The 14,198-nt window shown below is 63.3% G+C and carries 14 protein-coding genes; 12 read left to right on the top strand and 2 right to left on the bottom strand.

Going from position 1 to position 14,198, the window contains the following annotated elements; genetic code table 11:
* Positions 1 to 5: 5 nt before the first annotated feature.
* The 4 genes from dnaJ to KQI17_RS04250 all read left to right on the top strand — a co-directional run bounded on the left by dnaJ (position 6) and on the right by KQI17_RS04250 (position 3,618).
* The gene (dnaJ, locus tag KQI17_RS04265; protein ID WP_022018685.1) at positions 6 to 1,145 is read left to right on the top strand and encodes a molecular chaperone DnaJ; all 1,140 of its coding nucleotides are present in this window, start codon (positions 6 to 8) and stop codon (positions 1,143 to 1,145) included.
* On the top strand, positions 1,142 to 1,978 hold the full coding sequence (locus tag KQI17_RS04260) for a histidinol-phosphatase HisJ family protein (RefSeq protein WP_216494959.1): 837 nt from the start codon (positions 1,142 to 1,144) through the stop codon (positions 1,976 to 1,978). Before dnaJ ends, KQI17_RS04260 begins: the two co-directional genes overlap by 4 nt.
* A 17-nt stretch (positions 1,979 to 1,995) precedes the next feature.
* Positions 1,996 to 2,433: a ribose 5-phosphate isomerase B gene (gene rpiB, locus KQI17_RS04255; RefSeq protein ID WP_216494958.1), complete on the top strand. Its 438-nt coding sequence runs from the start codon at positions 1,996 to 1,998 to the stop codon at positions 2,431 to 2,433.
* Positions 2,434 to 2,538: 105 nt separating this feature from the next.
* Positions 2,539 to 3,618 carry a putative glycoside hydrolase gene (locus KQI17_RS04250; protein ID WP_216494957.1) on the top strand — a complete coding sequence of 360 codons (1,080 nt, stop codon included), beginning with the start codon at positions 2,539 to 2,541 and terminating at the stop codon, positions 3,616 to 3,618.
* Positions 3,619 to 3,669: 51 nt separating this feature from the next.
* Here the strand turns inward: KQI17_RS04250 and KQI17_RS04245 are convergent, their stop codons facing one another.
* Positions 3,670 to 4,446, bottom strand: coding sequence for an MBL fold metallo-hydrolase (locus KQI17_RS04245; RefSeq protein WP_216494956.1), 777 nt, complete (start codon positions 4,444 to 4,446; stop codon positions 3,670 to 3,672).
* Between the two features lie 108 nt (positions 4,447 to 4,554).
* On the opposite strand from KQI17_RS04245, the gene KQI17_RS04240 reads away from it, so the two are divergent.
* From KQI17_RS04240 to KQI17_RS04220, 5 genes are all read left to right on the top strand, one after another.
* Positions 4,555 to 5,388, top strand: coding sequence for a radical SAM/SPASM domain-containing protein (locus KQI17_RS04240; protein WP_216494955.1), 834 nt, complete (start codon positions 4,555 to 4,557; stop codon positions 5,386 to 5,388).
* A 14-nt stretch (positions 5,389 to 5,402) separates the two neighbouring features.
* A complete protein-coding gene (mutY, locus tag KQI17_RS04235; RefSeq protein ID WP_216494954.1) occupies positions 5,403 to 6,497 on the top strand; it encodes an A/G-specific adenine glycosylase in 1,095 nt (364 codons plus the stop codon).
* Positions 6,478 to 7,071 (top strand): thymidine kinase, encoded by a 594-nt coding sequence (locus tag KQI17_RS04230; protein ID WP_216494953.1) that lies wholly within the window; start codon positions 6,478 to 6,480, stop codon positions 7,069 to 7,071. The genes mutY and KQI17_RS04230 overlap by 20 nt, the downstream gene beginning before the upstream one ends.
* A complete protein-coding gene (locus KQI17_RS04225; protein ID WP_216494952.1) occupies positions 7,071 to 7,943 on the top strand; it encodes a radical SAM protein in 873 nt (290 codons plus the stop codon). Before KQI17_RS04230 ends, KQI17_RS04225 begins: the two co-directional genes overlap by 1 nt.
* An 89-nt stretch (positions 7,944 to 8,032) precedes the next feature.
* Positions 8,033 to 8,512, top strand: coding sequence for a deaminase (locus KQI17_RS04220; RefSeq protein ID WP_022018675.1), 480 nt, complete (start codon positions 8,033 to 8,035; stop codon positions 8,510 to 8,512).
* Between the two features lie 47 nt (positions 8,513 to 8,559).
* Here KQI17_RS04220 and KQI17_RS04215 read toward each other — a convergent pair whose 3' ends face one another.
* The gene (locus KQI17_RS04215) at positions 8,560 to 9,090 is read right to left on the bottom strand and encodes an inorganic diphosphatase (protein WP_216494951.1); all 531 of its coding nucleotides are present in this window, start codon (positions 9,088 to 9,090) and stop codon (positions 8,560 to 8,562) included.
* 241 nt (positions 9,091 to 9,331) lie between these two features.
* On the opposite strand from KQI17_RS04215, the gene miaB reads away from it, so the two are divergent.
* Genes miaB through mutS form a run of 3 tightly spaced genes read left to right on the top strand, consistent with a single transcriptional unit; the run spans position 9,332 to position 14,193 of the window.
* On the top strand, positions 9,332 to 10,753 hold the full coding sequence (miaB, locus tag KQI17_RS04210; RefSeq protein ID WP_253285677.1) for a tRNA (N6-isopentenyl adenosine(37)-C2)-methylthiotransferase MiaB: 1,422 nt from the start codon (positions 9,332 to 9,334) through the stop codon (positions 10,751 to 10,753).
* Positions 10,750 to 11,577, top strand: a complete 828-nt coding sequence (locus KQI17_RS04205; protein ID WP_216494950.1) for an MBL fold metallo-hydrolase — start codon at positions 10,750 to 10,752, stop codon at positions 11,575 to 11,577. Before miaB ends, KQI17_RS04205 begins: the two co-directional genes overlap by 4 nt.
* Before the next feature lie 24 nt (positions 11,578 to 11,601).
* A complete protein-coding gene (gene mutS, locus KQI17_RS04200) occupies positions 11,602 to 14,193 on the top strand; it encodes a DNA mismatch repair protein MutS (RefSeq protein WP_216494949.1) in 2,592 nt (863 codons plus the stop codon).
* Positions 14,194 to 14,198: the final 5 nt, after the last annotated feature.

The following is a 14,198-nucleotide window of genomic DNA, read 5'->3' as shown; positions in this document are numbered from 1 at the left end:
AGTCTATGGCTGAGAATAAAAGAGACTATTATGAGGTCCTCGGCGTCTCCAAGGGCGCTTCCGAGGAAGAGATCAAAAAAGCATACAAAAAGCTGGCGCGCAAGTACCACCCCGACATGAACCCCGGCGACAAGGAAGCCGAGGAGAAGTTCAAGGAGGTCAACGAGGCCAACGAGGTGCTCTCCGATCCTGAGAAGAAGGCGCGCTACGACCAGTTCGGCTTTGCCGGCGTGGACCCGAGCTACGGCGCGGGTGCGGGCGGCGGAGCCTACGGCGCGGGCGGCTTCGACTTCGGCGACCTCGGCGACATCTTCGGCAGCTTTTTCGGCGGCGGCTTCGGCGGCACACGGGCGAATCCCAACGCGCCGCAGCGCGGCGAGAGCCTGCGCACGAGCGTCACCATCAGCTTTGAGGAGGCTGCCTTCGGCTGCGAAAAGGAGATCAGCATCGAGCGCGTCGAGCAGTGCGACACCTGCCGCGGCACCGGCTGCGAAAAGGGCACGACCGCCGAGGTCTGTCCCGACTGCCGCGGCACCGGCATGGTGCAGCAGCGCCGCCAGACGCCGCTCGGCTTCATGTCCACCTCCGCGCCCTGCGGGCGCTGCGGCGGCAAGGGCAGGATCATCCACCAGCCCTGCAAGGCCTGTCACGGCAGCGGCCAGCTCCGCCGCCGCAAGACGCTCAAGGTCACCATTCCCGCGGGCATTGACAACGGGCAGACCATCTCCCTGCGCGGGCAGGGCAACGCCGGCAGGAACGGCGGCCCGGCGGGCGATCTGCTGATCGTCATTGCCGTGCGTCCGCACGAGATCTTCCGCCGCGAGGGCACGAGCGTGCTGTGCGAGGCGCCCATCACCTTCACGCAGGCGGTGCTCGGCGCGGAGCTGGAGATCCCGACCATCGACGGCAAGGTGAAGTATTCCATCCCCGAGGGAACGCAGAGCGGCACGACCTTCCGTCTCAAGGGCAAGGGTATCCCCGGCCTGAACGGCCGCGCGCGCGGCGACCAGTACGTGACCGTTTACATCGAGACCCCGCGCAACCTCAACCGCGAGCAGAAGGAGGCGCTGCGCAAGTTCAGCGACACGCTCGGCGAGAGCAACTATGAGCAGCGCAAGAGCTTCTTCGGGAAATTCAAGCTATGAGAAACGGACATTTTATCACCGATTACCATTGCCATTCCACCGTCTCGCCCGACGGGCACAACACCATGCGCGAGATGGCGGAGGCCGCGGTGCGGCTGGGTGTAGACGACCTGTGTTTCACCGACCACATCGAGCCCCTGCCGTGGGACCGCTGGAACGAGCCGCCCAGAGAAAAGCACAGCTACGACTGGGCCCCCATGCTCGCGCAGTTCCGCGAGGCACAGGAGGCCGTTGGCGACCGCATCAAGCTGCACATGGGCACGGAACTGGGCGAATGCTCCTTTGCTCCCGACGTGGCAGACAGCTTTCTGGACGACGCGCCGCCGCTGGACTTCACCATCGGCTCGGTCCACTGCTACCGCACGGCCTCGGGCGAGGTCAATGACCTCACCTGGATCACGAGCACCGATCCCGCGGTGTGGTACGCCGCCTGCGAGAGCTACTTTGAGGAGATGGAAAAGCTGATCGACTGGGGCCGCTTTCAGGTCCTCGGACACATCACCCTCCCGCTGCGCTGGGCGAAGGAGCTGCGCGGCGTGGAGTTGGATTTCGACCGCTACGAGGAGCAGCTGCGCCATGTGATGCGCCGCGCCATCGAAAAGGGGCTCGGCATCGAGTGCAACACCAACCGCGGCCATCTCCCCCTGCCGGACGGCAAATGGCTGAAAATGTATCACGAGCTGGGCGGCGAGCTGATCACGCTCGGCAGCGACGCCCACACGCCGGAGTACATCTCCTGCGCGATGGAGGAGCGGCAGGAGCTGCTCAAGGACTGCGGCCTGCGCTACCTTGCGACCTACGACCGGAAAAAGCCCATTTTCCACAAAATTTAACGATAGGAGAACGAACGATGAAAATTTCTCTCGGCTGCGACCACGGCGGCTACGCCCTCAAGGAGCACGTCAAGGCATATCTGGAGTCCAAGGGCCACGAGGTCGTGGACTGCGGCACCTATTCCACCGACAGCTGCGACTATCCCATCTTCGGCGAGGCCGCGGCCCGCAAGGTCCAGAGCGGCGAGTGCGAGCGCGGCATCGTCATCTGTACCACCGGCATTGGCATTTCCATCGCCGCCAACAAGGTCAGGGGCATCCGCTGCGCGCTGTGCAGCGAGCCGCTGAGCGCGGAGATGACCCGCCGCCACAACAACGCCAATATGCTCGCCATGGGCGCCGGCATGATCGGCAAAAATATGGCCGAGCGCATCGTTGAGGTCTTTCTCTCCACCGAATTCGAGGGCGGCCGCCACGAGCGCCGCGTCGGTCTGCTGGACGCCATCGAGGGCTGAAACCGGAAAATTCGACGAAAATCAACAGGAATTTACGAATTTCTGTTGATTTTCTTTTTCCATGCTTGTAAAATGTCCGTACAGCTTGAAAGGCAGGTGAGACGGATGCCATCGACAAAGGGATACCGCAGCTACCACGGCAGGGGCGGTGCGGGACGGATCGTTCTGATCGTTCTGCTGTGCCTGATCCTGCTCGCGGCGGTCGGCTTTCTGGTCCTGCAGCGCTACGCGGTGTACGGCTCCGACGGCAGCATCCGCTTTGACCTGCCGTGGAAGCAGACCGAGGAGCCGTCCGACCCCTCCGCGCCCGACGGCGGGAGCCGGACGCCGAATGCTCCCGACGATAGCCCCGACGTCATCATCGACGAGCCCGAGCCGCCGGCCAAGCCGGAGCTTACGGAGCTTCACGGTGCCGAGCTGAGTGAGAGCGTGCTGCGCGGCAACGCGGACGCGGCTCTTGCCGCAGTCCCCGAGGGCGCAAACGCCGTCGCGCTGCGCATGAAAAACGCGCGGGGCGAGCTGCTGTATGACTCCGCCCTGCAGGAAGCCATCGACGTCAATGCCGTCAAGGGCAGCAGCGGCGCGAATGCCGTCATTGCGGTGCTGACCGGGAGCGAGGTCTACACCATCGCCCGCATCAACGCCACGCACGACAGCCTCTATTCCTTTGCCCACATGGCCGACGCCGGTGTGCTGCAGCTCAACTACGCCGGCTACATCTGGTACGATCCCGACAGCACCTTCTATCTCGCGCCGGAAAAGAGCACCGCACGGCAGTACATCGTCTCCGTCGCGCGCGAATGCGCGGAGCTTGGCTTTGACGAGCTGCTTTTTGACGAGTTCGGCTATCCCACCCGCGGACGGCTCAACAACATCGACGAATCCGCGCGCACACTCTCCAAGAGCGCCGCGCTCGCGCAGCTCACGGAGGAGCTTCGCAGCGGGACGGAGGCATACGGCGTCCGCCTTTCCGTGCAGCTCGACGCGGCGACCGTGCTCGCCGGTGGAAACGAGGCGGCGGGGCAGGACCTCGCCGCACTTGCCGCGGTCTTCGACCGCATCTATGTGGAAACGACGGCGGAGCAGCTCCCCGCGCTCACCGCGGCTCTGGAGCCGTATGACGCCGAGCTGGTGCCCATTCTCAGCGAAGCGCCCGCCTCGGGCAGCTATCTGCTGACAGCCTGAAGATAAAACGGAACGGTAAGCGGTGCTTACCGTTCCGTTTTCTTGTATCGCTCAGACCTCGAAGCTCTCTCCGTCCGCCGTGATGCGCACGACGCGCGCGGCGAGCGCGGGATATGCCGCACGGAAGCGGTCAATGGCTTCAAAATGCTTCCACAGGTGCATGGGAAAGACATGGCGGACAGGGACGCTTTTCAGCAGGCCCTCGATGCCCATGCCCTCGGCCTCCTCGCCCAGACGCGGATCGAGCGGCGCCATCGCCGCCGTGATCGCGGGCGCGATGCCGTTGTCCGCCGCCTCGTCGCGCACGGCGGAGGCGAGCTTTTCTATGGCGGCCTTGTAGTGGACGGCCATATTATTGCAGTAGGCCTTGCCCTCGCTCTCCCAATGCCACCAGTTCAGGTCGCCGCCGTGGTAGACCATTTTGCCCTCGGCGCGGAGCAGATAGGCGTTGCCGATGTCGGTGGACTTGATGGCGCGGACGCTCAGCTCCTCGCCCGCGGCCTCCGTGAGCAGAATGCTGTCGGGCCGCAGAACGGTCGTGCGGGCAAAGGCCTCGTCGGAGATGCCCAGCCACTTGCGGCGGCGCTCGGTCAGGCGCGTGTCGCGCGAGACAAAAAACTGCGTGAGCGGATATTGCTCCAGCAGGCCGAACACCTTCCCGTCAAAATGGTCCTCATGGCTGTGGCTGGAAAAGACCAGCAGCGGCTTTTGGGGATCGAGCGGCGGCAGCGTGCCGGTGTAGTCCGGCTCATAAACGTAGTCGAACAGCGTATAAAACTTGTCCCACTCAACGAGAAACGCGCTGTGGGCGATGAATGTGATCTTCATGGGAAAGACTCCTTTGCTCGGGTGCCGCCATTGTAACAGAAAAATACCGTATTGGCAAGGGCGCGGCGTTGTGCTATACTGAGAAAAATAAAGGGAGGACGGGCGCGGATGCTGAAAAAAGCGTACATTGAGATCACGAACCGCTGCAACCTGCGCTGCTCGTTCTGTCCCGGCACAAAGCGAGCGCCGCGCACGATGACGCCCGCCGAGTTCGACCTCGTGCTCGAGCGCCTCACGGGGCAGGTAAAATATGTGTATCTGCATGTGATGGGCGAGCCGCTGAGCCACCCGCAGCTTGCGGAGCTGCTCTCTCTCGCCGCCGCGCGGGAGAGGAAGGTCTGCATCACGACGAACGGGACGCTCCTCGCGCGGCAGACGGAAACGCTGCTCGCCGCACGGACGCTCCATAAGGTGAGCGTATCGCTCCACAGCTTTGAGGGGAACGACGGCGCACAGGAGCGCGAGCGGCAGTATCTGGAGGAGGTCTGGAGCTTTGCTGCCCGCGCCACCGCGCAGGGCGTTATTGTTGCGCTGCGGCTGTGGAATGAGGGCGGCGCGGAGACGCGCAATGGCGTGATCGAAGCCTTTCTTCACGAAAAGTGTCCGGGCGAGTGGCCCGAGCCGCGCGGCGGCAGCTTCCGCCTGCGGGACAATTTGTACCTTGAGCGCGCGAAAAAATTCGACTGGCCCGACCTTAGCGCACAGGAGCGCGGCACACAGTTCTGCTACGGCCTGCGCGACCAGCTCGGCGTGCTCGCCGACGGCACGGCGGTGCCGTGCTGTCTCGATCACGAGGGCGACATCGCGCTGGGGAATCTGTTCACGCAACCGCTTGCGGAAATTCTGCAAAGCGAACGCGTGTGCGCGCTGCGCGAGGGCTTTTCGCGCCGCCGTCCGAGCGAGGAGCTCTGCCGCCGCTGCGGCTTCGCCGCACGCTTTTGACCGATAGGAGAAGCATGAACGAACAGGAACGACTCAACGCCCTCACCGCGCCGCTGCTGATGTGGTACGACAGCAGCAAGCGCGTCCTGCCGTGGCGCGGCATCCGCGACCCTTACCGCATCTGGGTGTCGGAGATCATGCTGCAGCAGACGCGCGTGCAGGCGGTGCTGGAATACTATGCCCGCTTTATGGCAGAGCTGCCCGACGTGTACGCGCTCGCGGCAGTGGGCGAGGAGCGGCTTTTCAAGCTCTGGGAGGGTCTGGGCTACTACTCCCGCGCACGGAACCTGCACCGTGCGGCGCAGGTTCTCGTAAACGACTGCGGCGGGGAATTTCCCCGCACGCGCGAGGAGCTTCTTCGCCTCCCCGGCGTCGGCGACTATACGGCGAGCGCCATCGCCTCCATTGCCTTCGGCGAGCCGGAGCCTGCGGTGGACGGCAATCTCCTGCGCGTCGCCGCCCGGGTCGGCGGCATCGCGGAGGACATCATGGACGCCAGGGTGCGCAAGCGTTTTCGCGCCATGCTCACCGAAAGCATCGACTGCGAGCGTCCCGGCGAATGGAACCAGGCGATGATGGATCTCGGCGCGACGGTTTGCCTGCCGAACGGCGCGCCGCTGTGCGAAAAATGCCCCGCCCGCGCCTTCTGCGCGGCGTACCAAAACGGCATGACCGATGTGCTCCCCGTGCGCGCGGCGAAAAAACCGCGCAGGGACGAGGAGCGGACTGTGTTCCTGCTCGTGCGGGACGGCAGGCTCGCCCTGCGCAAGCGTCCCGCCAAGGGGCTGCTCGCGGGACTGTGGGAGCTTCCGAATGTCCCCGGGAATCTTGACGAGGCCGGGGCGGCCATTACGCTCGCGCAATGGGGGCTTACGGCGCGGACGCTCACGCCGGTCGGTGCAGCAAAGCATATTTTTTCCCATGTGGAATGGGATATGCACGGCTATCTTGCCGTGGCAGCGGGCGAGAACAATGAATTTCTCTGGGCGGACGGCGCGGCGCTGCAAGCGGCAGCGATCCCCTCGGCATTCCGATACTACTTCGACACGGCGGTCCGATGGCTCGCCGCACAACAGGGAGGAACCGATCATGGCACAGCTTTACTTTAAGTACGGCGCGATGGGCTCGAGCAAGACCGCGAACGCGCTTATGGCGCGCTTCAACTATGAGGAGCGCGGGCAGCAGACGCTGCTCGTCAAGCCGCAGCTCGACACGCGCGACGGCGACCACATGGTCCACTCACGCATCGGGCTGGAGTTCCCCTGCGTCTATTTCCACGAAATGCGCGAGATGGGGGAGGACGAGCTGAAGAAGAACGCCTGCATCATCGTCGATGAGGCGCAGTTCCTCACGCGCGAGGAGGTCATGTATCTCGTCCATCTGGTGGACGACTGCGGCATCCCCGTGATGTGCTACGGTCTGCGCGCGGACTTCCGCGGCGAGCTGTTTCCCGGCAGCTATGAGCTGCTCGTGATGGCGGATAAGCTCGAGGAGGTCAAAACGATCTGCTGGTGCGGCAAGAAGGCGGCGTTCAACGCCCGCTTCGACGCGAACGGCAAGGTCCTCAAGGAGGGCGAGCAGGTCGTGCTCGGCGCAAACGACCAGTATATCGGTCTGTGCCGCCGCCATTGGATGGCCGGCGACCTCGGCCCCGACTTCAACGGACAGGGGACGGGCGACTGATGCTCTGCAATATCTGTCCGCGCCGCTGCGGTGCGGAGCGCACGGAGACGCGCGGCGGGGGAGTCTGCGCCATGCCCGCAGGCATCGTAGCGGCAAAGGCCATGCTCCACCAATGGGAGGAGCCGGTGCTCAGCGGCACGAACGGCGCGGGCTGCGTCTTCTTCTCCGGCTGTAATCTCGGCTGCGTGTTCTGCCAGAACGGTAAGATCAGCCACGAGAATTTCGGCAAGGTCCTTTCCCCCGCACGGCTGCGAGAGATTTTCTTCGAGCTCATCGCGCAGGGCGCGCACTGCATCGACCTGGTTTCGCCCACGCACTTCACGCCTTGGGTGCTGGAGACTCTGGAAGATCCGCTGCCCGTGCCGGTGGTGTGGAACAGCGGCGGCTATGAGCGCGTGGAAACACTCAAAACGCTGGAGGGCAGGGTGCAGATCTATCTGCCCGACCTCAAGTACGCGCTGGAAAAGCCCGCGCGGGAGCTGAGCTGCGCGGGCGATTACTTTCCCGTCGCCGCCGCGGCCATCGACGAGATGCTGCGGCAGGTGGGGCCCTACCGGATCGGAGACGACGGCTTGATGAAGTCCGGCGTCATCATCCGCCACCTCGTCCTGCCCGGTCAGCTCGAGAACACCAAGGCGGTCATCGACTATGTATCCGCGCACTTCCCGCCGCACACGGTGCTTTTTTCCCTTATGAGCCAGTACACGCCGCAGCTCGGCGCGAGCGGAGCGCTCGCGCGGCGATTGAACCACGCGGAGTACCGCGCGGCGGTGCGGTACATGACTGACTGTGGCATCACGGACGGCTTCTGTCAGGAGCTTTCCAGCGCGAAAGAGGAATATACACCGATCTTTGATCTGCAGGGGGTCTAACATGACGGATAAGCGACAGCTCAGCTGCAGGCACGAGTTTTGATAACGCTATGCAATATTTATTAAAAAAATTACGAGGAGGATTCGCCATGCCGCGCATCAGCAAGGAAAACTATTACCTCGACATTGCCGAAACGGTGCTCGAACGCGCGACCTGCCTGCGGCGGGTCTACGGCGCTATCATCGTCAAGAACGATGAGATCATTTCCACCGGCTACAACGGCGCGCCCCGCGGGCGGAAAAACTGCGTCGACCTCGGCTTCTGCACACGCGAGGAGCTGCAGGTCCCGCGCGGCGAGCGCTACGAGCTCTGCCGCAGCGTCCACGCTGAGGCGAACGCCATTATCTCGGCGTCCCGGCGTGACATGGTCGGCGGCACCATCTATCTTGTGGGCCGCGACGCGCGCACGGGCGAGCTGCTGCACGACGCGACGAGCTGTGCCATGTGCCGCCGCCAGATCATCAACGCGGGGCTCGAAAAGGTCGTCATCCGCCGCACGGAGACGGAGTTCGAGGTCGTGCCCGTGCGGCAGTGGATCGACGAGGACGATTCTCTTCCCGAAGCATAAGAAAAGAAGGTCTCTTTTCAAGAGGCCTTCTTTTTTCTGTTCCGCTTTCAGCGGCAGTATTTCTCGATGTAGGCGTTCTGGCACTTGATGATGATCTTCACGGCCTCGTCGCGGCCGAGCACGTCACTCACCACGGTCTCCTTGCCCTCAAGGCTTTTATAGACGCGGAAGAAGTGCTTGATCTCGCTGGCGACGTGGTCGGGCAGCTCGGAAATGTCCTGATACGTATTGTAGGTCGGGTCCTGAAAGGGAATGGCAATGATCTTCTCGTCGAGCGAGCCGCCGTCCTCCATCGTGATGACACCGATGGGGTAGCACTCAACGAGGCTCAGCGGACGGATGCACTCCGAGCAGAGCACCAGCACGTCCAGCGGGTCGCCGTCGTCCGCCCAGGTGCGGGGGATAAAGCCGTAGTTCGCCGGATAGTGTGTGGAGGTATAAAGGATACGGTCGAGGCGCAGGGCGCCGGTCTCCTTATCCATTTCGTATTTGTTCTTGCTGCCCTTTTCGATCTCGATGACGGCGAGAAAGTCCTCGGGGCGCACGCGGTGGGGCGCAACATCATGCCAAAGGTTCATAGACAGGCCCTTCTTTCTTTACAAAAATAATAGATATCTTTAATAAAAGATTATAATATGCCCGTGCCGCGATTGCAAGGGCGGGACGCACAAACTTTGTGTAAAAATCTCCGCGGTTTCCGAAAAATGCAGCAAAACGCCCATCGCGCCGGCACGACAAAATTTTCGCTTCATCTTGTCAGGGCGCGCGCTCCGTGTTATAATTTATCAGTTAAAGTATATCAACCGGGAGGATAGCCCCTTGGAACGTGAAAAGGTATTGGTCAGCGCCGAGGAAACGGCGCGGCAAAAGGAATATATGGATAAGGTGCGCGCGCTGCACGAGCGGCGCACGACGAAGCCGCTGGCCTACGTCCACACCTACGGCTGCCAGCAGAACGTGGCGGACGGCGAGCGGCTGATGGGAATGCTGCGCGAGATGGGCTGCGAGTTCACCGACGACACAAAGCGCGCCGACATCGTGCTGATGAACACCTGCGCCATCCGCGAGAACGCGGAGAAAACCGTTTACGGGATGCTCGGCCAGCTCACGCACACCAAGGCGGCGAATCCCGACCAAATCATCTGCCTGTGCGGGTGCATGGCACAGCAGCCGCGCGTGGCGGAAAAGGTGAAAACCAGCTACCGCCACGTCGATCTCGTGCTCGGTCCGCAGGCCGAGTGGCGCTTCCCCGAGCTCTTGTACCGCGCCTACACCGAGCGCGGCCGTGTCTTTTCCATCGACGACGAGCCAGGCCGCATCGCAGAGGACATCCCCGTCTACCGCGTCGGCGGCGTGAGCGCGTGGGTGAGCATTATGTACGGCTGCAACAACTTCTGCTCGTACTGCATCGTGCCCTACGTCCGCGGCCGCGAACGCAGCCGCGAGCCGGAGCAGATCGTGCGCGAGGTCCGCGAGCTGGTCGCGGCGGGCTATAAAGAGATCACGCTGCTCGGTCAGAACGTCAACAGCTACGGCAAGGATCTCGGCACGGGCTATGATTTTGCCGACCTTCTCGCGGAGATCGACCGGATCGACGGCGACTACTGGGTGCGCTTCATGTCCAGCCAGCCCAAGGACGCGACGCCCAAGCTCTTTGACACGATGGCGGCGAGCCGCCATGTGACGCATCAGCTGCACCTGCCCGTCCAAAGCGGCAATGACCGCGTGCTGCGCGCGATGAACCGCCCCTATACCCGCGCGGGCTATCTTGAGCTGATCAACTACGCGCGTAAGGCCATGCCCGACCTCGTGCTCACGAGCGACATCATCATCGGCTTCCCCGGCGAGACCGAGGCGGAAGCGATGGACACCGTAAGTCTGATCAACGAAGTCCATTTCGACGCGCTCTTTACGTTTATCTTCTCTCCTCGCCCGGGCACGCCCGCGGCGAAGCTGGACGATCCCACGCCGCGCGAGGAAAAGCAGAAGTGGTTCGACGCGCTCTGCAACACCCAGAACGCCATCAGCGCGGAGAAGCACGCCGCCTACATCGGCAGGACCGTGCGCGTGCTGGTCGAGGGCGAGAGCGACGACGCAGACTGGCCGCTCTCCGCGCGCACCGAGGGCAACCGCCTCGTGCGCATGAAGGGCGACAAGAGTCTTATCGGAACGTTCACCACAGCAAAAATTTCGGGCAGCAACACCTGGGCGCTCTACGGAGCCGCGGAGGAAACGATATGAAGATCACCACCTTACTGGAAAACAAGACCACCTGCGATGCGCTCCGCTGCGAGCACGGGCTTTCGCTCTACATCGAAACGGAAAAGCACAATATCCTCTTTGACTCCGGCGCGAGCGACGCTTTCTGGGAAAACGCCAGGGCGCTCGGCATCGACCTCGCACAGGTCGATATCGCCTTTCTCTCCCACGCGCACAACGACCACTGCGGCGGCCTGCTGACCTTCCTGCGGGGCAACCGCACCGCGAAGGTCTATCTTCAGAAGGAGGCCTTCGGTGATTACTATGTCGTGACGCCGACGAAATGCGCCTTCATCGGTCTCGATCCCAAGCTGCACGAGTACGCCGACCGCTTCGTGATGGCCGAGGGTGTGACGAAGCTCGACGAGGAGCTGACGCTCTTCTCCGGCATCCGGACGCACGAGCTCCTGAGCGAGGCAAACGCCACGCTGCGCGAAAAGGTCGGCGGGGACTATCCCCGCGACACCTTCCGCCACGAGCAGGACCTGCTGGTGACGGAGCACGGAAAAACCGTCCTCTTTGCCGGCTGCGCCCACAGCGGCATCGTCAACATCATCAACCGCGCGGAGGACATTCTGGGCCGTGCGCCGGACTATGTGTTCGCGGGCTTCCATCTCTACAATCCTTCACTTGGTCAAAGCGAGCCGAGAGCCCTTGTGGACGCGGTGGGCGAGCGCCTGCGCGCGCGGAAAGCGACACGCTATGTCACCGGCCACTGCACCGGCGACGACGCTTACGCCTGGCTGCACGAAACGCTGGGCGACCGCCTCGCCTACATGGCGACCGGAACGACCTTTACGATCTGATTTTTTAGAAAGTGAGCAACGAACATGGCAGACCTCACGCCGATGATGCGCCAATATCTTGAGATCAAGGAGCAGAATAAGGATTCCATCCTCTTTTTCCGTCTCGGCGACTTCTACGAGATGTTCAACGAGGACGCGAAGCTCGCCGCGCGCGAGCTGGATCTCGTTCTCACCACGCGCGACCGCGGCAAATCCGCCGAGGAGCAGACGCCGATGTGCGGCATCCCGTACCATTCGAGCGACGGCTACATCGCGCGGCTCATCGCCAAGGGCTACAAGGTCGCCATCTGTGAGCAGACCGAGGACCCCGCGCTCGCCAAGGGACTCGTCAAGCGCGACATCATCCGCGTCGTCACCCCCGGCACGGTGATTGACAGCGCGTGTCTGGACGACCGGCGCGGCAACTTCCTGTGCGGCGTGTTCCTCGACGAGCAGAACGCGGGCGTCGCGTTCTGTGATATGTCCACAGGCCACACGCACGTCACCGCCTTTTCCGGCGCGGACCGTGCGGAGCATCTGTGCAATGAGCTTGCGCGCTTCTCGCCCGCCGAAGCGGTGCTGAGCGCGGGCGCGTATGCGGACGAGGAGCTGAAAGCCCTGCTTGCCGACAAGCTCTCCTGCCGCGTGGAGCGCGGTGACGCGCGCTTCGACTTGAAGGCGGCGGAAAAAGCCGTGCTCGCGCAGTACGGTGAAGATGCCTATGCCTCGCTCCCGCGCAATAACCCCGCCGCGGCGCTCGCGCTCGGCGGCCTTCTGAGCTATCTGCACGAAACGCAGAAGAGCGACCTATCCTACATCAGCGATCTTGAATACTACGAGCAGGGCCGCTTCATGGAGCTGGACCTCTCCGCCCGCCGCAACCTGGAGCTGACGGAGACCATCCGCGGCAAGGAAAAGCGCGGGAGTCTGCTTTGGGTACTTGACAAAACGAAAACCGCCATGGGCGCGCGCTGCCTGCGTTCCTGGCTGGAGCGTCCTCTGCGCGAGGTCGCTGCCATCACACGCCGCTCAAACGCCGTCGGCGCGCTGGTGAACGACACAATGGCGCGCGAGGAGCTGGTCCTCGCTCTCTCCGGCATCAGCGACATGGAGCGGCTCATCGGCCGCATCGTCTACGGCACGGCGGGCGGGCGCGACCTCGTCTCGCTGCGTAATTCCATCGAGCAGCTCGCCGCCGTGCGCGAGCAGCTCACGCACTTCACCACAGGCCGGCTCGGCGAGCTTTCGCAGGAGCTTGACCCGCTCACGGACATCGCCGCGCGCATCGCCGAGACCATCGTGGACGAGCCGCCGTTCTCCGTGCGCGAGGGCGGCTTCATCCGCAAGGGCTTCAACGCCGAGGTCGACCGCCTGCACGACATTCTCTCCGGCGGCAAGGGGCTGCTCGCCTCCATTGAAACGAAGGAAAAGGAACGCACCGGCATCCGCACGCTGAAGATCGGCTACAACAAGGTCTTCGGCTACTACATCGAGGTCTCCAATTCCTTCAAGGATCAGGTGCCCGACACCTACATCCGCAAGCAGACGCTCGTCAACGGCGAGCGCTACATCACGCAGGAGCTCAAGGACCTGGAGCAGGAGATCCTGACCGCGGGGGAGCGTGACAACGCGCTCGAATACGAGCTCTTCTCCGCCCTGCGCGACGAGATCTGCGCGGGCGCCGAGCGCATCCAGAAGACCGCCGCCGCGGTGGCGGAGCTGGACACGCTCGCGTCGCTTGCCGTCGTCGCGGTCAAAAACAGCTACTGCTGCCCGGTGGTGGACGATTCCGGCGTGATCGAGATCCACGACGGCCGCCATCCGGTCGTCGAGCGCGTGCTGAAGGACGCTCTCTTTGTGCCGAACGACACCTACATGGGCGAAAAGGAAAACCGCGTCGCCATCATCACAGGCCCCAACATGGCGGGTAAATCCACCTATATGCGTCAGGTCGCGCTCATCACGCTCATGGCGCAGATTGGCTCGTTCGTTCCCGCCCGCGCCGCCCGCATCGGCGTGGTGGACCGCATCTTTACCCGCATTGGCGCGAGCGACGACCTGGCCGGCGGCCAGTCCACCTTCATGGTCGAAATGAGCGAGGTCGCGGAAATCCTGCGGCAGGCGACGGCGCACTCGCTGCTGATCTTAGACGAGATCGGCCGCGGCACCTCGACCTTCGACGGCATGAGCATCGCCCGTGCGGTGCTCGAGTTCTGTGCCGACCGCAAAAGGCTCGGCGCAAAAACGCTCTTCGCCACCCATTACCACGAGCTCACCGAGCTGGAGGGCACGCTCGCGGGCGTGAAAAACTACAACATCGCCATCAAAAAGCGCGGGGAGGACCTTGTGTTCCTCCGCAAGATCATTCCCGGCGGAGCCGACCGCAGCTACGGCATCGAGGTCGCTAAGCTCGCGGGACTGCCGAAGGAGGTCGTCTCCCGCGCGAAGAAAATACTGGAGGAGCTGGAAGCCGGCGGCAGCTATATCCCGCCGCGCGAGGAGCGCGAGCAGGTGAGCCTTGACGCCATCGGCGAAGCCGAGGTGCTCGACGCGCTGCGCCGCGCCCAGCCGGACACCATGTCGCCCATCGAGGCGATGCAGCTGCTCTACGACCTGAAAAAGAAGCTCCCGAACTAACCCCG

Origin of the sequence: Oscillibacter sp. MSJ-31 (assembly GCF_018918025.1) — a bacterium.
In the GTDB taxonomy this organism is placed as follows: domain Bacteria; phylum Bacillota; class Clostridia; order Oscillospirales; family Oscillospiraceae; genus Hominicoprocola.
This window is presented reverse-complemented; position numbering and strand designations above follow the sequence as displayed.

Bases quoted from the DNA above. Each gene is read 5' to 3' on its own strand.
- KQI17_RS04245 (WP_216494956.1), bottom strand. From the start codon at position 4,446: ATGAAGATCACATTCATCGCCCACAGCGCGTTTCTCGTTGAGTGGGAC.
- mutY (WP_216494954.1), top strand. From the start codon at position 5,403: ATGAACGAACAGGAACGACTCAACGCCCTCACCGCGCCGCTGCTGATG.
- KQI17_RS04220 (WP_022018675.1), top strand. From the start codon at position 8,033: ATGCCGCGCATCAGCAAGGAAAACTATTACCTCGACATTGCCGAAACG.
- mutS (WP_216494949.1), top strand. From the start codon at position 11,602: ATGGCAGACCTCACGCCGATGATGCGCCAATATCTTGAGATCAAGGAG.
- KQI17_RS04215 (WP_216494951.1), bottom strand. From the start codon at position 9,090: ATGAACCTTTGGCATGATGTTGCGCCCCACCGCGTGCGCCCCGAGGAC.
- KQI17_RS04250 (WP_216494957.1), top strand. From the start codon at position 2,539: ATGCCATCGACAAAGGGATACCGCAGCTACCACGGCAGGGGCGGTGCG.
- KQI17_RS04205 (WP_216494950.1), top strand. From the start codon at position 10,750: ATGAAGATCACCACCTTACTGGAAAACAAGACCACCTGCGATGCGCTC.
- rpiB (WP_216494958.1), top strand. From the start codon at position 1,996: ATGAAAATTTCTCTCGGCTGCGACCACGGCGGCTACGCCCTCAAGGAG.
- KQI17_RS04230 (WP_216494953.1), top strand. From the start codon at position 6,478: ATGGCACAGCTTTACTTTAAGTACGGCGCGATGGGCTCGAGCAAGACC.
- KQI17_RS04225 (WP_216494952.1), top strand. From the start codon at position 7,071: ATGCTCTGCAATATCTGTCCGCGCCGCTGCGGTGCGGAGCGCACGGAG.
- KQI17_RS04240 (WP_216494955.1), top strand. From the start codon at position 4,555: ATGCTGAAAAAAGCGTACATTGAGATCACGAACCGCTGCAACCTGCGC.
- dnaJ (WP_022018685.1), top strand. From the start codon at position 6: ATGGCTGAGAATAAAAGAGACTATTATGAGGTCCTCGGCGTCTCCAAG.
- KQI17_RS04260 (WP_216494959.1), top strand. From the start codon at position 1,142: ATGAGAAACGGACATTTTATCACCGATTACCATTGCCATTCCACCGTC.